Annotated in this window: 19 protein-coding genes; 8 read left to right on the top strand and 11 right to left on the bottom strand. The window is 70.2% G+C overall.

Annotated elements, in window-relative coordinates; all coding sequences use genetic code 11:
- Positions 1-122: 122 nt before the first annotated feature.
- Genes V5E28_RS08560 through V5E28_RS08575 form a run of 4 tightly spaced genes read right to left on the bottom strand, consistent with a single transcriptional unit; the run spans position 123 to position 4,251 of the window.
- Positions 123-1,181 carry a DUF1702 family protein gene (locus V5E28_RS08560; protein ID WP_336205880.1) on the bottom strand — a complete coding sequence of 353 codons (1,059 nt, stop codon included), beginning with the start codon at positions 1,179-1,181 and terminating at the stop codon, positions 123-125.
- 51 nt (positions 1,182-1,232) lie between these two features.
- The gene (locus tag V5E28_RS08565; protein ID WP_336205881.1) at positions 1,233-2,276 is read right to left on the bottom strand and encodes a prenyltransferase; all 1,044 of its coding nucleotides are present in this window, start codon (positions 2,274-2,276) and stop codon (positions 1,233-1,235) included.
- On the bottom strand, positions 2,273-2,989 hold the full coding sequence (locus tag V5E28_RS08570; RefSeq protein WP_336205882.1) for a class I SAM-dependent methyltransferase: 717 nt from the start codon (positions 2,987-2,989) through the stop codon (positions 2,273-2,275). The genes V5E28_RS08565 and V5E28_RS08570 overlap by 4 nt, the downstream gene beginning before the upstream one ends.
- Positions 2,990-3,006: 17 nt before the next feature.
- Entirely contained in the window at positions 3,007-4,251 is a 1,245-nt protein-coding gene (locus V5E28_RS08575; RefSeq protein WP_336205883.1) for a glycosyltransferase family 4 protein, read from the bottom strand.
- 247 nt (positions 4,252-4,498) lie between these two features.
- Between V5E28_RS08575 and V5E28_RS08580 the strand changes: the two genes are divergently transcribed.
- The 3 genes from V5E28_RS08580 (at position 4,499) to V5E28_RS08590 (ending at position 6,978) form a co-directional block, all read left to right on the top strand.
- On the top strand, positions 4,499-5,521 hold the full coding sequence (locus tag V5E28_RS08580; RefSeq protein ID WP_336205884.1) for a GDP-mannose 4,6-dehydratase: 1,023 nt from the start codon (positions 4,499-4,501) through the stop codon (positions 5,519-5,521).
- Between the two features lie 79 nt (positions 5,522-5,600).
- Positions 5,601-6,158, top strand: a complete 558-nt coding sequence (locus tag V5E28_RS08585) for a helix-turn-helix domain-containing protein (protein WP_336205885.1) — start codon at positions 5,601-5,603, stop codon at positions 6,156-6,158.
- Positions 6,151-6,978 carry an SRPBCC family protein gene (locus V5E28_RS08590; protein ID WP_336205886.1) on the top strand — a complete coding sequence of 276 codons (828 nt, stop codon included), beginning with the start codon at positions 6,151-6,153 and terminating at the stop codon, positions 6,976-6,978. The genes V5E28_RS08585 and V5E28_RS08590 overlap by 8 nt, the downstream gene beginning before the upstream one ends.
- Here V5E28_RS08590 and V5E28_RS08595 read toward each other — a convergent pair whose 3' ends face one another.
- Positions 6,979-7,443 carry a MarR family winged helix-turn-helix transcriptional regulator gene (locus tag V5E28_RS08595; protein ID WP_336205887.1) on the bottom strand — a complete coding sequence of 155 codons (465 nt, stop codon included), beginning with the start codon at positions 7,441-7,443 and terminating at the stop codon, positions 6,979-6,981.
- Between the two features lie 77 nt (positions 7,444-7,520).
- Here V5E28_RS08595 and V5E28_RS08600 point away from each other — a divergent pair, with 77 nt between their 5' ends.
- Positions 7,521-8,378, top strand: coding sequence for an LLM class flavin-dependent oxidoreductase (locus tag V5E28_RS08600; RefSeq protein ID WP_336205888.1), 858 nt, complete (start codon positions 7,521-7,523; stop codon positions 8,376-8,378).
- Positions 8,379-9,484: 1,106 nt separating this feature from the next.
- Here V5E28_RS08600 and V5E28_RS08605 read toward each other — a convergent pair.
- Positions 9,485-9,814, bottom strand: a complete 330-nt coding sequence (locus V5E28_RS08605) for a putative quinol monooxygenase (RefSeq protein WP_336205889.1) — start codon at positions 9,812-9,814, stop codon at positions 9,485-9,487.
- Positions 9,815-9,876: 62 nt separating this feature from the next.
- On the opposite strand from V5E28_RS08605, the gene V5E28_RS08610 reads away from it, so the two are divergent.
- From V5E28_RS08610 to V5E28_RS08620, 3 genes are all read left to right on the top strand, one after another.
- Positions 9,877-10,248, top strand: a complete 372-nt coding sequence (locus tag V5E28_RS08610; RefSeq protein ID WP_336205890.1) for a MerR family transcriptional regulator — start codon at positions 9,877-9,879, stop codon at positions 10,246-10,248.
- 348 nt (positions 10,249-10,596) lie between these two features.
- The gene (locus V5E28_RS08615; protein WP_336205891.1) at positions 10,597-11,253 is read left to right on the top strand and encodes a LysE family translocator; all 657 of its coding nucleotides are present in this window, start codon (positions 10,597-10,599) and stop codon (positions 11,251-11,253) included.
- Positions 11,254-11,809: 556 nt separating this feature from the next.
- A complete protein-coding gene (locus V5E28_RS08620) occupies positions 11,810-12,100 on the top strand; it encodes a hypothetical protein (protein ID WP_336205892.1) in 291 nt (96 codons plus the stop codon).
- Positions 12,101-12,443: 343 nt separating this feature from the next.
- Here the strand turns inward: V5E28_RS08620 and V5E28_RS08625 are convergent, their stop codons facing one another.
- Genes V5E28_RS08625 through V5E28_RS08640 form a run of 4 tightly spaced genes read right to left on the bottom strand, consistent with a single transcriptional unit; the run spans position 12,444 to position 17,755 of the window.
- Complete coding sequence (locus V5E28_RS08625; RefSeq protein ID WP_336205893.1) at positions 12,444-12,683, bottom strand: hypothetical protein; 240 nt, start codon at positions 12,681-12,683, stop codon at positions 12,444-12,446.
- Entirely contained in the window at positions 12,673-14,847 is a 2,175-nt protein-coding gene (locus V5E28_RS08630; RefSeq protein ID WP_336205894.1) for a hypothetical protein, read from the bottom strand. Before V5E28_RS08630 ends, V5E28_RS08625 begins: the two co-directional genes overlap by 11 nt.
- On the bottom strand, positions 14,844-16,427 hold the full coding sequence (locus tag V5E28_RS08635) for a peroxidase family protein (protein ID WP_336205895.1): 1,584 nt from the start codon (positions 16,425-16,427) through the stop codon (positions 14,844-14,846). Before V5E28_RS08635 ends, V5E28_RS08630 begins: the two co-directional genes overlap by 4 nt.
- Positions 16,424-17,755: a cytochrome P450 gene (locus V5E28_RS08640; RefSeq protein WP_336205896.1), complete on the bottom strand. Its 1,332-nt coding sequence runs from the start codon at positions 17,753-17,755 to the stop codon at positions 16,424-16,426. Before V5E28_RS08640 ends, V5E28_RS08635 begins: the two co-directional genes overlap by 4 nt.
- Before the next feature lie 210 nt (positions 17,756-17,965).
- Here V5E28_RS08640 and V5E28_RS08645 point away from each other — a divergent pair, with 210 nt between their 5' ends.
- Positions 17,966-18,925 (top strand): acyl-CoA desaturase, encoded by a 960-nt coding sequence (locus V5E28_RS08645; RefSeq protein WP_336205897.1) that lies wholly within the window; start codon positions 17,966-17,968, stop codon positions 18,923-18,925.
- 42 nt (positions 18,926-18,967) lie between these two features.
- Here the strand turns inward: V5E28_RS08645 and V5E28_RS08650 are convergent, their stop codons facing one another.
- Positions 18,968-20,152, bottom strand: a complete 1,185-nt coding sequence (locus tag V5E28_RS08650; protein WP_336205898.1) for a cytochrome P450 — start codon at positions 20,150-20,152, stop codon at positions 18,968-18,970.
- Between the last annotated feature and the right edge of the window lie 135 nt (positions 20,153-20,287).

The raw sequence follows: 20,287 nt of genomic DNA on the forward strand, positions 1-20,287 counted from the left end.
CTGGCCCGCATCCTTGCGCTGACCAGCGCGATCTGGCTCAACGATAAAACCGGCCAGCCGATCAAGCGATCCCTGATCGCCTACGACCACTAACCGTAACCAGACCCCTTGGCATCAATCATCTAGACGGGCTGGTGGCGGCGCGCCCACACCCTGCGGGTGTGCGCCTGCCACGCCTGGAAGTCCTCGTGGGTGTGCGGATCGTGGCCGAGCGCGATGAGCGCGCTGTCCGCCCAGGCGGCCGCCTCTTCGGGGGTGGCCCCGGCGAGGATCGGTACGGCCTGGGCGACATGGTCGGGCAGTGGCCCCGCGTGCGTCCTGGCCGCCACCGCGAACGCGCAGCCCTGAGCCACGTGCGCCCTGAACCCGTCGGCGCCCGCGTGGTCGGTCAGCCACCACAGCTCGTCGGCCTCCGCGCCGCCGGTGTAGGCCGCCGCGAATCCGACGCCGCTCCACAGGGCGGCCCGCCTGCCGACCGGGTATGCGGCGATCCTGGCGGCCACGTCGTCCGGCGAGGCGCAGTCGTGATACCAGAGCAGGCGTCCCAGGCCCTGGTCGAACAGTGCGCAGTGCGCCCTGGTGAGCAGATCGGGCATGGCCCGCTCACCCACCATCCTGTCGGCCCGGGCCATGCTCCACCCGAAGCCGAACCCGTCGAGGGCCAGCCAGCGAAGCAGCGGATGGACCCGCCGCAGCGGCCGCACCGGGCGCAGGCGCAGCATCGCGTAACCCCTGCCGGCGCCCAGATGGACGGCGAACGGGTGACGTGCCCCGGGGCCGGTCAGTAGCTCGCGAAGGCGCCGGCCCCGGGTCGCGGTGATCAGGTCGAGCACCGCACACGCCGCCCCCGCCCCTTCGAAGGCGAAGGCTTGCTGCTCACGGGAAATCTCATCGATCCTCACAACTTCCCGTGAGATAACTGCGTTGAAGCCAAACAGATACGACTTTTCCGCATTCTCAATGACCGCCCGAGAAAGTCCTCGGGTGAGCCGGAACCTCCGTCTACTCAGATCGGACTCGCGAGGATCCTTGACCAGAAATCGTCGCCAGCCCCGGACCGGGGCCAGCGTCGGCTGGATCCCGACCTGCTCCAAGAACGATGTTGTGCCCGTGTCGCCCACGCTTCCCCCGAAGACGCCTCGTACGGCCACTCCCGAAACTAGTGACCCCAATGCGCACATCCACGGAGCCGCCCCGCCCTCACCGGCAAAGAAGCTGCAAAACCCCTTGCGTCAGCGGTGGGCGGGGGTGCAGCCGCACACCTCGGGCTGCGCGGGGGAGTGGGCGGAGTCGGCGGCGGCGTCGCGGAAGATGCCGGACGCGCCCGTCAGGCCGCCGAGGGCGTCCGCGGCCAGCACCACGGCCGCGGCGGTGTATCCGGATCTCTCGTGCGGGAAGTGCTTGGCGTTGGCGAACTGCCAGCCGGTCCAGTAGGACCCGTCCTCGTGCCGCAGATGCTGCATGTCGCCGAACAGCGTCGCCGCGCGCCCGGTGTCGCCGAGCGCGTCGAGGGCCAGCGCCAGCTCGCACGTCTCGGCTCCGGTCACCCACGGCTGGTCCGACACGCACCGGATGCCGAGCCCCGGCACCACGAACGTGGACCACTCGCGTTCCAGCAGCTCGAACGCCTGCGGCCCGCGGACGGCGCCGCCGAGGACCGGGTAGTACCAGTCCATCGAGTAACGGCTCTTGTCGGCGAACGCCTCGGGATGGGCGGCGAGCACGTGCGCCAGGCGGTCGGCGGCCAGCTCCCAGTGCGGCTGCGGATCGCCCAGATGGTCGGCGAGCAGCACGCCGCACCGCAGACCCTGGTGGATGGACGAGCACCCGGTCAGCAGCGCGTACGTGGACGCCCGGCCGTGCGCGTCGCGCTCCCAGACGATCTCGCCGCGCTCGGTCTGCAGCCCCGCCACGTAGTCGAGCGCGGCCTTGGCCATCGGCCACCGCTCCTCGGCGAAGGACCGCTCACCGGTGACGAGGAGGTGGTGCCAGAGCCCGACCGCGATGTAGGCGGCGTGGTTGGACTCGCCGCCCTGCTCGACGGCGAGCCCGTCGACCAGCTTCATCGGCCAGGAGCCGTCGTCGCGCTGGTGCCTGGCGAGCCAGTCGTAGCCCCTGCGCACGGGCTCGTCCAGCCCGGCGACGGTCATGGCCATCAGGCACTCGATGTGGTTCCACGCGTCGACGTGCCCCTCCGGCCAGGGCACACCGCCGTCCTCCCGCTGGATCGCCGCGATGCTCTGTGCCGTCTGGACGACCTGCTCGCGCGAGATCACGCCTCGGGCTTCCTGACGTAGAGGACGACGCTCTTGCCGATGACCGGATTGAGCAGGGCCTCGGCTATCCGGGTCGCGGCGGGGCGCTTCATGATGTCCCAGACCAGCAGCTCGTGGTAGGCCTTGGCGATCGGGTGGTCGTCGTTGTTGACGCCGACGGCGCACTTGATCCACCAGTACGGCGCGTGCAGGCCGTGGGCGTGGTGGTGCGGGCCGACGACGAACCCGGTGGCCTTCAGCTTGGCCGACAGCTCGGCCAGCGTGTAGATGCGCACGTGCCCGCCGGGGGCGGTGTGGTAGTCCTCGTCGAGAGCCCAGCAGATCCGCTCGGGCAGGAAGCTCGGCACGGTGATCGCGGCCGTGCCGCCGGGCTTGAGCACCCGGAAGATCTCCCGCATCGCCGCCATGTCGTCGGGGATGTGCTCGAGCACCTCCGCCGCGATGACGCGGTCGAAGCCGCCCTCGTCGAACGGCATGTCCAGCGCCGTGCCCTGGACGGTCTCGCCGGTGGCTCCGAGCGGCACCTCGCCGGCCTTGTCCATGGCCACGAACATGGCGGCCACGTTGTCGAGCTCGGTCTGGTCCATGTCGAACGCGACGACGTCCGCGCCGCGGCGCAGCACCTCGAAGGCGTGCCGGCCGCCGCCGCACCCCAGGTCGAGTACGCGCACGCCGGGGCCGACGGGCAGCCGGTCGAAGTCGACTGTCAGCACTGCACGATCTCCTCTGATCAGCGGGTACGGCGGGCCGCGATGGCCTCTCGGTAGGCCTCGACGGTCTTCTTGGCGACGACGTGCCAGGTGTAGCGCTCCATGGCGCGGTCGTATCCGGCCTTGCCGACGCGCTCGCGCTCCTCGGGCGAGTCGTGCAGGCGGAGCAGGACGGCGGCGAGCTCCTCGGAGTCGCCGGGCGCGACCTGGACGGCGGCGTCGCCGACGACCTCGGGCAGCGCGCCGGTGCGGCTGGCGACCAGCGGCGTGGCGCAGGCCATGTGTTCCACGGCGGGCAGGGAGAAGCCCTCGTACAGTGACGGCACGACCGAGATCTCGGAGGTAGCGATGAGCTCGCCCAGCTCGTCGTCGGAGATGCCGTGCACGAACCGGACCCGGTCCTCCAGGGACAGCTCGCGCACCAGCTTCTCGGTGGGCCCGCCGGGGGTGGGCTTGCTGACCACGGTCAGGTTCACGTCGCGCTCGGTGGCGAGCTTGGCCACCGCCCGCAGCAGCGTCGAGACGCCCTTCATGGGCGAGTCGGCGCTGGCCACGGCCACGATCGAGCCCTTGCGCCGGGGCTTGTCCGGACGCGGGTGGAAGTAGCGGGTGTCGACCCCGAGCGGGATGAGGCGCATGTTCGCCTGCGGCACGTTGAAATCGCGGTGGATGTCGGCCAGCGACGACTCGCTGACCGTCAGGATCGGGTTCAGCCGGGGCGCGACCTTGGCCTGCATCTTCACGAAGCCGTACCACCGGCGCATGGTCAGCTTCTTGGCGCCCTTGGCGGCCTCCAGCTCGATGCGCCGGTCCACGCTGATCGGGTGGTGGATGGTGCCGACCACCGGGAAGAGCTTCTGGATGCCGAGCAGGCCGTAGCCGAGCGTCTGGTTGTCCTGGACGACGTCGAAGTCGCCGACGCGCTTCTTCAGCTCGCGATGGGCGCGCAGGGTGAAGGTGAGCGGCTCGGGGAAGCCGGCGGTCCACATGGTGCCGACCTCGAGCAGGTCGATCCAGTCGCGGTATTCGCCGAGCTTGGGAGTCCTGAAGGGGTCCTCGTCGCGGTAGAGGTCGAGGCTCGGCACCTTCCGCAGGATCACGCCCTCGTCGAGCTCGGGGTAGGGCTGGCCGGAGAACACCTCGACGTGGTGCCCGAGCGCGACCAGCTCGCGGCTCAGGTGGCGGAGATAGACGCCCTGGCCACCGCAGGTGGGTTTGCTGCGGTAGGACAGCAGCGCGATCCGCAGCGAGTCGCTCACGGACACCCCTTTCTCCGCCGGTAGGCCCAGACGCGGGCGTGTACCGTGAAAGATGACCTTAGTCCGAGAAGGCTACCATTCGGTAGGTCATCTGGAATTGTTCACAACGGCAGCCACAGGCCGTGCGAACTGCGACGTTGCCGTAACCGAGCGTGGTTCGGTGGAACGTGTTCTAGATGGGTGGGTGCTTAACAAAGGTCGTAGCTGTACATTCCCGTCCCAACGGACGCGGTAGCGATAGTTGGAGGAACCGTTGGCCAGGCGCGCTCTGATTACCGGCATCACCGGCCAGGACGGTTCCTATCTGGCGGAGCACCTGCTCGGCCAGGGATACGAGGTGTGGGGACTGGCCCGCGGCCAGGCCAATCCGAGGCTGTCGCGGATGCGCAAACTGCTGGCCGACGTCCAGGTGGTCCGTGGCGATCTGCTCGACCAGGGGTCGCTCATCTCCGCGGTGGAGCGTGTTCAGCCCGACGAGGTCTACAACCTCGGCGCGATCTCGTTCGTGCCGATGTCGTGGGAGCAGGCCGAGCTGACCGCCGAGGTCACGGGCATGGGCGTGCTGCGCATGCTGGAGGCCATCCGGGTGTGTTCGGGGGCGTCGCGCGGTGGCCGCCCTTCAGGCCAAATCCGCTTTTATCAGGCTTCGTCCTCCGAGATGTTCGGGCAGGTCAGCGAGACGCCCCAGACGGAGAGCACCGCCTTCCATCCCCGCTCGCCCTACGGCGTCGCCAAGACCTACGGCCACTTCCTCACCCAGAACTACCGCGAGTCCTACGGCATGTTCGCGGTCTCCGGGATCCTGTTCAACCACGAGTCGCCGCGCCGGGGCGCCGAGTTCGTCACCCGCAAGGTCTCGCTCGGCGTGGCCCGCATCAAGCTCGGCCTGGCCTCCGAGCTCCGCCTCGGCAACCTGGAGGCCAGGCGCGACTGGGGCTTCGCGGGCGACTACGTCCGGGCCATGCACCTGATGCTGCAGGCAGACACCCCGGAGGACTACGTCATCGGCACGGGCCGGATGAAGTCGGTCAGGGAGCTGGTGGAGGCCGCGTTCGCGGCGGTCGAGCTGGACTGGGAGCGGTACGTCGTCACCGACCAGAGCCTGCGCCGCCCGGCCGAGGTCGACCTGCTGTGCGCCGACCCGAAGAAGGCCCGCGTCCAGCTCGGCTGGGAGCCGACGGTGCCCTTCGACGAGCTGGTGGCCATGATGGTGGAATCCGACCTGCACCTGCTGTCCAACGGCGGCGATCCGGACCAGGAAAGCTCCTGGCCCTGATCTGGATCCAGGCTTCTTTGCGCTCATTCTCGCGGCGTTATTGACAAACGCGATTTTTACGTAAAGAGTGATTTTTGCGATGAGAGACGTCCTGTATCTGGAAGAGATCGAGCAGGCCGAGGCACTGCTCAAGCCGCAGCGCGTCGAGGTGCTGCGGCAGCTCGCCGAGCCGCGCACCTGCACCGAGGTCGCGGCCCGGCTCGGGCAGACCCCGCAGCGGGTCTACTACCACGTCAAGAGGCTGCTGGACGCGGGCCTGGTCGACCTGGTCTCCGAGCGCAAGGTGCGCGGCATCAACGAGGGCATCTACCAGGCCGGTGCCCGCGCCTACTGGCTGTCGCCCCGTCTGGTCGGCCGGATCGGGCTGAGCAGGGCGCGCGACGAGCTCAGCCTCGGCTACCTGCTCGACCTGATGGAGGAGGTTCAGGCCGACATCGCGGCCCTGGACAGGACCGCGCCGGAGCTGCCCTCGATCGGCCTGTCCGGGGAGATCCACGTACGGCCTGAAGACCGTCAGGGGTTCCTGGACGATCTGCAGACGATGATGCGGGACCTGTTCACCAGGTACGGCGGAACCGAAGGCGACGCCTTCAAGCTCGCCGTGGCCTGCTACCCCAAGGGAGAAGACCATGAGTGACCCGATGATCATTCGTGCCCGTGTCCCGGCCCCGGTCAAGGAGGTGCGGCACGCCCTGACCGACCCCGCCGTCCTGCGCGTGTGGCTGGCCGAGCATGTGGAGGTGGAGCTGCCCGACCGCTACGAGTTCTGGGGCCGCTACACGCCGGAGGGCGACGCGCCCCACCAGCGGCTGCTCCATGCCGACGACCACACGGTGCGCTTCGCCTGGACCCTCGACGGCGTCGAGACCACGACGGAGTTCGCCGTGGCCGAGGACGGCCCGGAGGCGACGATCGTGTCGGTGTCGCAGACCCACTTCGACATGAGCGAGGCGCACGAGGACGGCGTCCGCGGCATGCTGCAGACCTTCTGGTACCTCGTGCTGGCGAACCTGGTCGAGCACTTCGAGGGCCGCCCCCTCACCCCCAGGCCCGACTTCACCTCCGCCGAGCTGCGCGCGGAGGTCCTGATCGACGCCGCGCCGGAGAAGGTGTACGGCTCGCTGATCGACTCGGAGTCGGTCACCCGCTGGTTCGGCTACCCGATCGAGATCGAGCCGCACGTCGGCGGGCGCTACGCCATGGGCGGCCTGGACAGCGGGGGCGAGCCTGCGAAGATCCTGGAGCTGGAGACCGACCGCAGGCTCTCCGTCGACTGGGGATCGGTCGGCGTCGCCACCTGGGAGCTGGAGGGGACGGGCGGCAAGACGCGGCTGACGATGTTCCAGAGCGGCTTCGACCGGACGCCGTACGCCGCCTGGCTCGGCAGCGTCGCCGGGCTGGCGGACCTGCGCCGCTTCAACGAGATGCCGGACTGGAGCCCGATCTGGCTCGCCTGATCACTCCTGCGGGTCCGGCAGGTGGGCCAGGACGGTCTCCGCGACCGTGCCCAGCACCTCGATCTGCTCCTCGGTCAGCAGGTCGATGAAATGGCGGCGCACCGACTCGACGTGGTCAGGCGCCGCCGCCTCGATGGCCCGCAACCCGCCCTCGGTCAGCACGATCTCGGCGCCCCTACCGTCGGACTCGCACTCCTCGCGGGTGACCAGACCGCGCTGCTCCATCCGCGAGATGTGCCGCGACAGCCGGCTCTTGGACCAGAGCATCCGATCGGCCAGCTTGGTCAGCCGCCAGCGGTGCTCCTTGGTCGAGGTCAGGGCCGAGAGCACGTCGTAATCAGGGTCCGACAGCCCTGACTCGCGCATCAGGTCGCGACTGATCTGGGCGTCGAGCAGCAGCCTCATCCGGCGATAGCCGATCCATGCCCGGAACTCGGCGTCGTCCAACCAGCGCGGCTCGTCCATGCTCCTACCCTAGCCCTCTTGTTGACATGTAACCAATACCCCCTTAGGTTTACATGTAAACCGTTTGGGAGGGTGTCATGACCATGTCACTGTTCGGGCTGGGTATTTCCACGTCGGCCGCGCCCGGGGCCGATCCGGTGGGCGACGCCCGGGCCGCCGAGGAGCTCGGGTACGACTTCGTCTCCGCCTCCGACCACCCGTCGGGCACCGAGCCGACGTACGAGGTGTGGACGATGCTCACCTGGGTCGCGGCCGCCACCTCACAGCTCAAGATCGCGACCCGGGTGCTGGGCGTCCCCTACAGGCCGCCCGCGATGGTCGCCAAGATGGCCGAGAGCCTGCACCGGCTCTCCGGCGGCAGGCTCATCCTCGGCCTCGGCGGCGGCTACTCCGACGAGGAGTTCCGGGCGTTCGGCCTGGGGGTGCCGACGCCACGGGAGAAGGTCGACGGCATGGTGGAGGCCATCCACATCATGCGCGGCCTGTGGTCGCAGCCGGAGTTCAGCTACGCGGGCAGCCGCTACCGCACCGAGCACGCGGCCATGGAGCCCAAGCCGGACACCCCCATCCCGATCTGGCTCGGCACCTACGGAAACCGCGCGCTGGCGGCGACCGGGCAACTGGCGGACGGCTGGATCCCCTCGCTCGGCTTCGCCCCGCCGGAGCAGGCCGCCGCCATGCGCGAGCGCGTCCTGGCCGCCGCCGAGGGGCGGGAGGTGCGGTGCGTGTACAACGTGCCCTTCCAGATCGGCGCTCCGGCCGCCGACTCGCCGTCGGTGGTGACCGGTTCGCCGCAGGCCGTGCTGGATCGGCTCGCGTCGTTCGCGGAGCTGGGGTTCGCCTCGATGAACTTCATGCCCACCGGCCCGGACCCTCGTGGCCAGGCGGAGCGGCTCGCCCGGGACGTCCTGCCGGACCTGCGCAAGCTGGTGTGACGTTCGCTCGCGATGGTGTCGCTGCGGCACAGGGCTGGGGGGCGGCTACGGGTCCCCCGCCGATCCGGCTTGTGGACGATGCCACGTCATCCACAGAATCCCGTTCGCCTCCGTGGGCGACGCCACGGGGCACGCATCCTGGACGACGTGCACGAACCCGCCCGATCTCTGCTCGACCGCGCCCGCCGCGTCACCCGTGCGATCCCCGAGGCCGTCGCCTGCCGCCGGACGGCGGCACGCATCTGGGGGCTCGACTCCCTGACCAGCGCCACCGCGGAGTGCGACTGGCCGGTCGAGCTCATCGCCCCCGGCCACCTGCCGATCCCCGGCTGCGCGTCATCGTCGTCGACGGCGGCCTCCCCGCACCCGCCGCGCAGATCCGCGTCCCCTCGACGGCGACCGCTGCGCCTACCTGGACCTCGGCTGGGAGCCCTACAGGGGGGCGGTCGAATACGACGGCCGAGCCCACCACACCTCTCCCGCCGACCAGCGGAGAGACGAGATCCGCAGGCAGGAGCTCGGGCGGCAGGGGTGGCGCGTCATCGCGGTCGGCCGCGACGTCATCCCCGCCCGGACCGCCGACCTCCTGGAGCACGTCGCCAACGCCCTGATCGAGCGTGGCTGGCAGCCAGGCCCCAAGGGCATGGTGCGCGTCCTGTCCCGCATCCGAGCCGCCCGCCGCCGCTCCCGCCCGCCGTCTCCCCGCAGCCGTCACTTCCGGCAGAGCGGCTACGGCTGACCTCTCCGCGCTCCGGCCCAGGCCGCCCTCACGGCGACTCCCAGGTCTCCGATCACGTTCTCGCCGACCGGTAGAGATAAGTCCACGTCATCGCTCGCGTTTTCCTACGGCGGTCACCCCGCAGGGCGCACAATAAGTGTGCGGCCATCGTTCTCCCTCGACCCTGAATCGTTGCTACTCGAAGGATCGCGGTGGCCGCACCCGCACCCGCACCCGCTTCCGGTGTCATGTCTCTGACGGGCGACTCGTCAATGCGACATTCTGTAGAAGCCGACACATGTCCCGCCGTCGTGTTCTGGTCCGGGAGACAATCAAGAAGCTCCGGCTCGGGAAGCCTTGTGAGGGCTGCCGGGGGCGAAGGAGCAGGTCAGGCCGACTCGCCGCGGGCTTCTGGGTAAGTGCTCACCATGGTATTGAAATATCCCTCTGGCAACTCCTCGAGATAGTCCAGCAAATTGTCCAGGAAGGTACGCAAGGGCGGATATTCGTGGTGCCGGTCAAGGTCCTCCTGGGAGCGCCAGATCTCATATAGAAAGAGTCGGCCGTCTTCTTGCTCGTGCAGGTGGTATTCGAGGTTGCCTTCCTCCTGGCGTGTGGGTTCCACCAGGGAGGCGAGAAGCTGCTTGACCTCGTCGGCGCGTTCGGGCTTGGGGCGCAGGAATCCATACAGGGAAATGGGGGCTTGATTCACATTCATAACTACAACCTAGAATCTGACATAATGTGAGGTTCAAGCGGAGTTCGTATGAGATGGGTCACATGAGGATCGGCGATCTGGCCGGCGAGACGGGCGTGAGCGTCAGGCTGCTGCGCTACTACGAGGAGCAGGGACTGCTGGAGCCTCACCGCACGAGCGGCGGACACCGGCACTACTCGGCCGACGCCCCGGCCACGGTCGTGCGCATTCGCATGCTGTTGGCCGCCGGGCTGCCGACCAAGGTGATCCGCGAGCTCATGCCGTGCTTCGCGGGGGACGGCCCCGAGCTTGAGGCATGCGTTCTCGAGCACGTCCGGGGCCAGTTGGCCGAGCTGGACACCCGGATCAGCGAGCTGCACCAGGCGCGGACATCGCTCAGCGATCTCCTCGACGCGTCCGTTCGAGTCCAGACCGGCGCCGTTGACGTGCTGTGACCGGAAACGACCATCGGGTCGGCTGGATGTGCTGTACGTGCCCGGTCGACGCCAGGAGGCGTGGTGCCAGGACCGGTCAGGGTGCGCAGGCTCACCGATCTGGAGGGGCGGAAGCTGCATCGGATCGCGCGGCGGGGCAGCATCGGCTCGGACGATCTGGAGGGGCGGAAGCTGCATCGGATCTCGCGGCGGGGCAGCGCCGGTTCGGCGGGCGATGAAGCTGCCGGCCTCCGCAGGAGGCGCCCAACCCGGTGATCGTTTTGGTCACAGCACGTGCGACGAGCAGCCGCCGTGTTCGGCGCGAAACCGCGTTGATCAGGCGGTACGCGTACAACCATGATGAACCTCATGGACGTCATCTCCTCTCTGCCCGCCTTCGTCCTCGCCGTGGTGCTGATCTCCGCCTCGCCGGGCCCGGCGATGGCGCTGATCCTGCGCCGCGCGGCCATGCGCGGCTTCTCCGGCGCGGTGCCCACGGTCCTGGGCCTGGAGGCCGGCCTGTACCTGTGGGCGTTGCTCGCCGCCGCCGGGCTCGCCGCCCTGGTGGCCGCCTCGGAGGTGGCCTTCCTCGTCCTGCGCGTGGTGGGCGCGGGCTTCCTGCTGTACCTGGGGTTCAAGGCCTGGCGCTCAGCGTGGCGCAGCCGGGGAGCAGACGGGGCGGCCGAAGAGGTCGCGGTCGGGGAGCCGAAGCCCGGCTCGGCGCTGACCTGGTGGAAGGCGTTCGGCGAGGGATCGGTGGTGATGCTGGCCAACCCGAAGGCCGCCGCCTTCATGATCGCGTTCTATCCACAGTTCGTACCGGCCGACCAGCCGCTGTTCGCCACGACCGCGCTACTCGCCGTGGTCCAGGTGGCCATCGAGATCGTCCTGTACCTGGCACTGGCGGCCGCGGTCGGGCGGGCCGGCGCGTGGTTCCACCGCCCGGTGATCCGGCGTCGGCTGGACGCAGTCAGCGGCACGGTCCTCGTCGCCCTGGGCCTGCGCGTGGCCGCCGAGACCCGCTGACGCGCCGGAGCCGAGCGGCGAGCCGTCGGGGAGTGTCAGTCTGGAGCGACGGCCGGTGGACGGTTGCGCCGGGATGGTCATGTCTGCTGGGGGCTGCTGACGCGCTGGAGTCGAGCGGTGAGCCGTCGGGACGTCAGTCCGGTCCGATCGCCGGTGAAGGGGCGCGCCATGCCTGCCCTGGGTGCTCCAGCACCTCGTGACCCAGTCTCCGGAGGTTGACCGATTGCCCCAACCTGCCCCCGTCAGCACTGTCCAGCCGCCAGCAGCGCCCCGCACAGCAACCAGGTGATCGTTTCCGGTCGCGGCGCTGGCGACGAGAGCCTCTGCACGACGAGACGAGGGGCCTCGGGGGCGGGAGGGGGGCAGGAGGCTTCGCCTTTCGGACGGGGGACATCGTGGGGCCGGGCTGAGGGGAGACGGTGTTCCCTTCTGCCCGCCTGGACTTCGCGCTCCCCGGAAGGCGGGTCAGTACGATGTCCGCGATTTGTCGAACGATGTCCCTTTCTACTGTGGGGTATAACGGGGTCCCGGCCCGCTGGACTGATGTCAGGAGGTCGTGACCGCCGTGGAGCGAAGAGGCTCGGCCGCCTTGATCGGGGTGCTCGGCGCGATCCTGGCGGCGGCGACGCTGGGGACCTACACCGGCTGGTGCGGCGGCGAGAGGTACTTGCCCTACCTCGTGGCGGGATACGGCCTCGGGATGGCCATGGCCGGTGGGGCGCTGATCATCCGTTTCAGGCTCCGCGTGGCGATGTCGGTCATCCTCATGATCGGTGTCGCGCTGATCGCCTTCCTCTTCGCGATCCTGGGCTTCGCCATCTCGTTCAGCCGTTGTTTCGAGTGGTGACCGCAACGAGATTCGCGTTCGGTGGCGCTCAAAGGGGTGGCAAGTCGGGGTGAGAGGCGCGCGCCGCCTTCGATGTCCACGGTGTGGCGCTGCCCATATCCCAGCGTGACTCCCCGGCGGACCCGAAAGGCCGGCGCCGCGTGGCGACCGCGCCATTCACCGAGTCGGCCAAGGCGCGGCGCATGACCGCGGGCCACGTGACCATCGTCCTTGCCCCTCAATCCCTGAGCCATCGGCGACCGGCCAGTCGTACCCCGCTCTCGGTTCCTGTGCTGTTGGTGGCTGGATGGTGGTGTCCTGATCGCGGTCCTTCAGCTGTCGGCGTGCGGACGGCCGTGCCTCCTCAGCGTGCGCCTTCGGCGTAGTGCCATAGGCGGGCCGCGGCTTTGTCCAGGTCGGCGGCGGCTGTCGTACATGCGGTGAGATAGGCGTTCACCGCTTCGCGCAGCCATGGCGGTGCGACGCCGCCGGCCGCGAGTGTGGTCTCGACGTGCCGCAGGCGGTCGGCGCACGCGGCGAGCTGGCGGGCGTCGGAGTGCAGGGCTTCGGCGCGTGCGGTGATCGCCGTGGGGTCAGTGGGCATGGGACCTCCAGGACGGGACCGGCACCGCGACGGCGGCGTCCCGCAGCGTCTGGCGGCCGGTGGCCGACAGGCACAGCAGGGGGCGGGCGCCGTTGAGGCCCAGTTCGCGGAGCCGGTGGGCCAGCGGGTGAGCCGACCGCGGGTCGACGGCCAACCGCAGGAGCGGCAGGGGATGCGCGCGGGCCCTGCCGCGGACGCGTACGGACGAGCGCAGGGCGGGATCGGCCGCATCCGCCCGCGAGTAGCCGACCAGGTCGCGGTCACGCACGGGCAGCCCGGGGCCGAGCAGGCCGCGCAGAGTGAGGAGCCGTTCGCCGGGAGCGCCGACGGCGACCCGCGCCGACCTCGCGGACAGCCCGAACTCCAGGGTCGCCTGGTGCGGCTCACCGCCCCACAGGCGGGGCGCCATGGAGGCGACGGCCTCACTGTCCACGACCGAGCCGATCAGAAAGCTGCCCGCGCGGCGCCGGTCGGCGCCGCGCAGCAGGTCGGGCCAGACGCCGAGGGACCGCCGCCGCCACGGGTCGGGCACGACGATGCCGAGGTGCATCTCGCGGTAGCCGCCCATGCTGGTGCGCCGGTTGCAGCAGGTGTGGACGGTGACGAGCGCGCGCCCGGCGAGCCGCACGGCGGGGCCGAACCCGGTGCCCTCCAGCAGGCGGTCCGCCGCCGCCGGGTCAGCGGCGAAGCAGGCCGTGAGAGCGCTGCCGTCATGGCATCTGATCGGCAGGTCCACGGCGCCGGCCGGGCTGTCGACCGGGTGCGTCGCAACGGTGAGGAAGGGGAAACCCTCCGGGCGGGGAGGGCGGTCGGACAGCAGGTAGGCCTGCGAGCGCACGACGCGTCCCCGGTACGGGCCGAGCCGCTCGTCGATGTGCTCGCGCGCCTCCACGAGGTCGTCGGCGAGATTGGCGACGTAGTGGTCGATGCTGTGGCAGAGCGGGAACAGGTGGGTGGAGTCGTAGTAGTCGACGACGTACCAGTCGGGATGCAGGTCGAAACAGACGCCCGCGCCCTGCCCGTCGAGGGTGGGGATGATGTCGTGCTGGTTGGTGACGCAGGCGACCCAGGTGCGCGGGTCGGCAGGTCGCTTGAAGTCGACGGGCGAGCCGACGGCCACGGCGTGGGTGACGGTGTAGCGGCTGCAGAATCCGGCGTCCTGTGCCAGGTTCATGATGGCGGCGCCACCCGCGCTGTGGCCGATGAGCGCCAGTTCGGCGCCCTGCGGCAGGCCGTAGTCGTCGACGGCCCGGGCCAGGGCGCGGCTGTAGGGGCTGCTGGCGAGCACGGCGCTGCTGAAGGCGCCGAGCAGGTCCTGAGGGGAGTCGCTGTCGGGCCGTCCGGCCCGCATCCCGGGAGCCTGGAGGACGTGACGCACCACACCGTCGGGGCCCTCGACGCTCTGGAGGATGGCGCGCCCTGTCGTGCCGATCGCGCTGATGTCGCGCAGGAAGCCGAGCAGCGACCCCTGCTTGCACAGCTGGGCCGATTCGGCGGCGGTCAGGGTGGTCCGGCGGGCGGCTCCCTCGCCCTTGTCGAGGGCGGCGACGGCCCGGTTGCTCATCCCGGTGATCGGGTCGGCGGTGGCGTAGCCCTTGCCGGTGGCGATCAGCCAGGCGGCGGCGTCGTTGAGCGGGTTCTCGTCCAGCAGCGCGCGCAGGGCGAGCACCTCGCCGAAGACGGGGGCGAGCTGGCTGAGCGCGCGCACCGCCCCGCGGTCCCTGAACAGGGTGCGCAGGGCGCGGACCGCCTCCAGGTCGCGATCGGCGGCGGCCGCCCGGATGAGCCGGTCGATCATGGGGTCGTCGGTCAGCTCGGGGTGGTCGGCGGCGACGGCGGCGATCCGCAGCCGCAGTGAGGTGGCCACGACGCGTACGGCCAGGCTCTCGGCGCCGGCCATGGCGCCCAGCTTCCCCGCCAGGGTGCCGAGCCGCCCGCCGGTGAACGCGTATCCGAGGCCTTGACCGTTCGTGACGGCACGCAGCAGCGCGCTGTAGGCCGCCTGCCCCGCAGACGGGGCGTGCGGCAGGGCGCGGAGCAGGGTGTCGTCGGTGAGCGCTGCCGTGGCGTGGGCCGCCGCCTGCTGGATCGTGAGCCCGATGTCCACCAGCTCGCGGGCCGCGTCGCGCAGTGGCCCGGCGGTCGCGGTGGCGTGCGCGCTCACGGTTGCCGCCGCCGGGTCATCCCGACGAAGCGGGGGGACGGATCCTCCGGGACGTTGCGGTGCAGGATGTCCGACAGGGAGCGCGTGGTCGCGATGATCCGCATGCCGTGCCGGGAGAAGGTCGCGGCGTTGAACACCCGAGGAGCCAGCAGCGGGTTGGTCAGCGCCTGGGAGAAGGCGTCGATGGCGATGATCTTCGTCAGGAGCGGCGGCAGGATCGCGCCGGGACCGCCGGGGTCCTCGGCGAAGAGGCCGACGTAAAGGTCGAGGTCGTCGACGCCGCGGTAGAGCTCGCGCAGCGCGCCGCTGACCCGCTCGTCGCCGCTGATCTGCTCGAACGTGCGCACGCGGGGGAAGCGGCAGTGCTCGCGGTAGCTGTTGTACGGAGCCAGGGCGAGGGCGCGGGAGTCTGCGACGCTGGCGACGTCGACCTCTCGCAGGAGGGGGTCGGTGTTGAACAGGCCGATGCGGCCGGCGCGCTGGAGTGAGGCGTCCTCGAAGAGCCGGCCGAGGCCGGGCTCGGGAATCAGCGCACCGGCGAACAGGGTCTGCGCCATGGGCAGGTCGCGTTCGCCCACCTTCAGGCAGGAGGGGATCAGGCTGTGCCAGCGGTAGACGAGGTTGAACTCCACCGAGGCCCAGTTCTCGCGGTGCCAGGGCGCGCGGGCCAGCATCGCCGGCAGCCGGGAGTCCAGGGTGAAGCGGAAGTGGTAGGGGGTGATGTGGTTGATGTACTCCTCGACCACCAGCTTGATCAGCAGCACGATGAGGATGTTGCGCGCCGTCTGGAACAGGCGCTCGTCGTCCCAGCGCGGGTAGTGGCGCGCGAGCTCGCGCGCCACCCTGTTGTGCTCGCGCAGGAACAGCACCGTGAGCATGGTGAAGCCGATCTGGCCGTTGCCCCGGTCGCTCCCGGTGGCGAACAGGGCGTCGCGTTGCGCCTCGGTGAGCTGGGCGAAGCGGATGGCGCTCAGCGGGGCGAACTCCGGCTTGATCGCCCCGTTCTCGCACAGATGGGGCGGGAACTCCCCGCCGTTGATGAGCTGGCTCTTGAGGAGCCCGCCTTCGAACGTGCGCAGCGCGGCCGTCGCCGTCGTGTTCAGGCCGTACACCTGGTTGAGGTCGATGTGATGGTTTGAGCTGTTCTTGCGGGGGTCGCGGGGGACGTTGGTGTCGCCGCGCAGGAATCCGTCGGTGAACCACTGGGCGAAATAGGCGAACAGCACCGTGGAGCGAGGGCAGGGGACCATGGTGTCGCCGCGGGTGAACAGGTCGGCGGCGCGCTCCGGGGTGGGGCGTCCCTCCTCGGCCACGGTGACCGGGGGCATGTGCCTGCCGCTGTAGGTGCGGTCGGTCAGGGAGGCCCACGAGGTGTAGTCGGCCATCGTGCTCAGCGGCTCCGGCCGTGGCGGCATCTCGCGGACCGCCCGGTCGATCAGCGAGACGTTGAGGTGTCGCCGTAGCGGCTCGACGGACTGGACGAGGTCCCAGAACGGCCGGCCGCTGGTCAGGGCCAGGAACTTGAGCCGGTTGGCGGCCCCGTCGGTGGCGATGCCGCGCGCCTTGACCCTGTCCGTCATCGTCGGCCCTCCTGCCCCTCAGGCTCGCCGTGCCCTTGGCCGGGCCCTTCGCCGAGTCCCAGGACGAACCGGTCGGGGAAGATCCCGTCGGCGCGGACGACCTGCCCGTCCGGCGGTGGGAGCGGGTGCACGCCGCGCAGCAGCAGGCGGCGGACGACTTCGCAGATGACGGCCCTGGCGGGATGCACTCCCAGGCACGCGTGGTGGCCGTGGCCGAAGAACAGCCGGTGGTGGCCCGGCCGGTCCGTGCGGAACTCCTCGGGCTGCTCCAGCACGTCCGCGTCGAACATGGCCGAGGCCGGCGCGGCGAGCACGAACGTGCCCGCGGGGATCATCGTGCTGCGAGAGGTGCCCGCCGCCAGGACGTGGTCGCGCTCGCAGAGCCGGGGCAGCAGCTTGAAGAACGGGTTGAACCGCAGCGCCTCCCAGACGTAGGGGTCGAAGAGCGCGGGGTCCCGGGCGGCCTCGACCGCCCGCGCCAGCACCCGCGGGCGCAGCAGGAGCTGCTCGACGGCCTCGGTCATGGCCCCGGGCGCGCTCTCCACGAATCCCAGGGGCAGCCCGGCCATGTTGATCAGGATGCGCTCGTCGTCCATGCCGATCCCGGCGGGCAGGGTGGTGCGGGCCAGCCGGGCGAGGACGTCGTCGGGCAGGTCCCGGCCCGCTCGCAGCGCGCTCCGGTACGCGGCGAGCCGCTCACCCGCGTAGGCCATCATCTCCGAGCCCGCGCGGACCGACGCGGCCTGGATGTGAGGGTCGCCCAGGAAGTTGGCGAAGCTGTCGTTGATGATGGCCCGCGTCCAGTGCGACAGGGTCTGCGGGTCCGGGCCGGGGAAGCCGAAGTAGCGGGCGCACACCTCCAGGGCGACGCGCCTGAACAGCGAGTGGACCGCCTCGACCCGGCCCTGGGGCCAGGCGGCGTCGAGGATCTCGTCGGTGGCGCGTCCGGCGAGCTCGCGCACGCCGGCCACGTCACGCGGGTCGAGCATGACCTGCATCAGACCCTTGTCGCGCCAGTTCATGGCGGTGGCGTCCCGGCCCAGCATGAACGGCCCGCCCAGCGCGGCGTCCAGGCGCGGGGCGAAGGCGCGCACCGAGAAGACCTCGTCGCGGGTGAGCACCTCGGTGACGTCGGCGAAACGGGTCACGACGGTGAAGGCGGGCGTGACGAAGATGGGGCGTCGCTCGCGGAGCTCGGCGAACAGCGCCCGCCAGTCGGTGCGCATCCACCCGTGTACGAGGCCGAAGGCGGACATCGGGTCGCGGGCCAGCGCCTGGTCATATCTCTCCAGATGGCCGCCGGTGGCCGCCTGATCGACAGCGCCCATGCCGTCCCCCTCGCCAGAAGCCGGAGCGAACAGATTTGATCACTCTTGGTGACCACAATCTAGGGAGCAACCTGTGGATCCAGGATGGCTACCATCCGCATTGTTTTGCTTCCTCAAAGTGACTGGCTCGTCACTGTCTGGTCATAGCCCCGATCGTAGGCCCCGGACCTTGATAGAGGCCGGACCGTCTTCACCGCTCAGGGAGGTAGCGTGATCCCATCCATCCCGCAGCCGGGTTCGGGTTCGGGCTCGGCGGAGACGGTGATGGTCACCACCGGTCGCCGCGCCGCCTACCTGATCGTCCTGGTGGTGCTGCCAGTGCTGCTCGTGGCCGTCGCCGTGCCCGCCGCGTGGGGATGGGGCATCGGCCCGCGCGACGTGGTCATCGCGGTCGTGATGTATCTGATCAGCATCTTCGGGATCGCCATCGGCTATCACCGGCTCTTCACCCATCGGGCCTTCAAGTGCGGCAGGCCGCTGCGCGTGGCCCTGATGCTGGCCGGCGGCATGGCGGTCGAGGGGCCGGTCAGCCTGTGGGCGGCCGAGCACCGCCGCCACCACAAGTACGCCGACCGCGACGGCGACCCGCACTCGCCCTGGCGCTACGGAGACAGCGGCCTGGCCCTGCTGCGTGGCATGGCGCACGCCCACATCGGCTGGTTCTACACGGCCCGTCACCGGTCCAGCCTCCGGCACTGGGTGCCGGACCTGCTGGCCGACCAGGACGTGCGGCGGTTCGACGCCGCCTACCCGGCCGTCGTGGCGCTGTCGTTCGCCCTGCCCGCCGCGGTGGGAGGGCTGTGGTCGATGTCGTGGGCGGGGGCATGGACCGCCTTCTTCTGGGGCGGGCTGGTCCGCTACGCCGTCGTGCACCACGTCACGTGGTCGGTGAACTCCGTGGCACACACCTTCGGCGAGCGGCCGTTCCGCACCAGGGACCGCTCGTCGAACGTGTGGTGGGTGGCGATGCTGACGCTCGGCGAAGGCTGGCACAACTGGCACCACGTGGAGCCGACCTGCGCGCGACACGGCGTGCTCAAGGGCCAGCTCGATCCCAGCGCCCGGCTGATCCGCTGGTTCGAGCAGGCGGGCTGGGCCCACAGCGTGCACTGGCCGCGACCCGGCCGCCTGGCCGCCCAGCGCGCCGGCCGGGACGATCCGGACCCCTGACGACGCCGGCCGGCCCTGACCGCCACCCGGACGCTCCGGGCGTCAGGTGAGTTTGACCGGGAGCTCCTTGATGCCGTTGATGAAGTTGGAGCGCAGGCGGCGGGCCTCGCCGGTCCGGGTGAGGCGGGGGTAGCGGCGGGCGAGTTGTTCGAACAGGACGCGGAGTTCGAGCTTGGCGAGGTGGTTGCCGAGGCAGAAGTGGGCGCCGCCGCCGCCGAAGCCGATGTGCGGGTTGGGGCTGCGGCCGATGTCGAAGACCTCGGCGTCCGGGAAGACGGTGGTGTCGCGGTTGGCGGAGGAGTAGAAGACGACGACCTTGTCGTTCTCCTTGATCTGCTGGCCGCCGAGGGTCTGGTCGGCGGTGGAGGTGCGGCGGAAGAGGTTGACGGGGGAGACCCATCGGACGATCTCGTCGGCCGCAGTGGCGGCGAGCTTGGGGTCGGCGACCAGGCGGGTCCACTGGTCGGGGTGGTCGAAGAGGGCGAGCATGCCGCCCGAGGCCGCGTTGCGGGTGGTCTCGTTGCCCGCGACGACGAGGAGCAGGATGAACAGGTCGAACTCGGTCTCGTCGAGAGTCTCGCCGCCCTCGTCGGGCTGGATGAGCTTGGAGACGATGTCGTCGCGGGGGTTGGCCTTGCGCTGCGCAGCGAGCTGGTTGGCGTAGGCGTAGACCTCCATGGCGGCGGCGCTGCCCTCTTCGGGGGAGGCGGCGTAGTCGGGGTCCTGGGCGCCGATCATGCGGTTCGACCAGGTGAAGAGCTTGTCGCGGTCGGTCACGGGGGCGCCGAGTAGCTCGCAGATCACGTAGAGCGGCAGGGGCGCCGCCACCTCGGTGACGAAGTCGGCCTCGGTGCCGCACTTGTCCAGCAGGTCATCGCAGATGTCGCGGATGTGCTGTTCGAGGGCGCCGATCGTCCGGGGGGTGAAGCCGCGGTTGACCAGGGAGCGGCGCCGGGTGTGGTCCGGCGGGTCCTGGTTGAGCATCATCATCCGCTGCATCGCCCGCTGTTCTTCGGGCATCTCGTTGAACAGGGCGAGTTTCCTCGACGAGGAGAACAGGTCGGAGTGCCGCGAGACGTGCACGACGTCGTCGTAGCGGGTGACCGCCCAGAAACCCGGCTCGCCCTCGTGCCAGTGAACGGGGTCGTTGGCGCGGAGCCAGGCGAGCTGCTCGTGTGGCGGTCCAGCGGTGGCGTAGTGGTCCTGGTCGACGAGGTCGATGTGCACCCGGGTTCACCCTCTTGATCAGTTGGTTGAGTCCACTGAAACGTGTTCTATTACGGCACTGTACGACCGTCAAGGAGGCAGGCAAAGCTCGAGGCAAGGTGGGGCGGGCCCGCGGGGCCACTCATGGGTGGGCGT

The organism is Nonomuraea sp. LPB2021202275-12-8 (genome assembly GCF_037044575.1).
GTDB lineage: Bacteria > Actinomycetota > Actinomycetes > Streptosporangiales > Streptosporangiaceae > Nonomuraea.

Coding starts and splice junctions, on each gene's coding strand:
- V5E28_RS08640 (WP_336205896.1), bottom strand. CDS start 17,755: ATGGGCGCTGTCGATCAGGCGGCCACCGGCGGCCATCTGGAGAGATAT.
- V5E28_RS08635 (WP_336205895.1), bottom strand. CDS start 16,427: ATGACGGACAGGGTCAAGGCGCGCGGCATCGCCACCGACGGGGCCGCC.
- V5E28_RS08590 (WP_336205886.1), top strand. CDS start 6,151: ATGAGTGACCCGATGATCATTCGTGCCCGTGTCCCGGCCCCGGTCAAG.
- V5E28_RS08610 (WP_336205890.1), top strand. CDS start 9,877: ATGAGGATCGGCGATCTGGCCGGCGAGACGGGCGTGAGCGTCAGGCTG.
- V5E28_RS08615 (WP_336205891.1), top strand. CDS start 10,597: ATGGACGTCATCTCCTCTCTGCCCGCCTTCGTCCTCGCCGTGGTGCTG.
- V5E28_RS08600 (WP_336205888.1), top strand. CDS start 7,521: ATGACCATGTCACTGTTCGGGCTGGGTATTTCCACGTCGGCCGCGCCC.
- V5E28_RS08560 (WP_336205880.1), bottom strand. CDS start 1,181: ATGTGCGCATTGGGGTCACTAGTTTCGGGAGTGGCCGTACGAGGCGTC.
- V5E28_RS08585 (WP_336205885.1), top strand. CDS start 5,601: ATGAGAGACGTCCTGTATCTGGAAGAGATCGAGCAGGCCGAGGCACTG.
- V5E28_RS08625 (WP_336205893.1), bottom strand. CDS start 12,683: ATGCCCACTGACCCCACGGCGATCACCGCACGCGCCGAAGCCCTGCAC.
- V5E28_RS08595 (WP_336205887.1), bottom strand. CDS start 7,443: ATGGACGAGCCGCGCTGGTTGGACGACGCCGAGTTCCGGGCATGGATC.
- V5E28_RS08605 (WP_336205889.1), bottom strand. CDS start 9,814: ATGAATGTGAATCAAGCCCCCATTTCCCTGTATGGATTCCTGCGCCCC.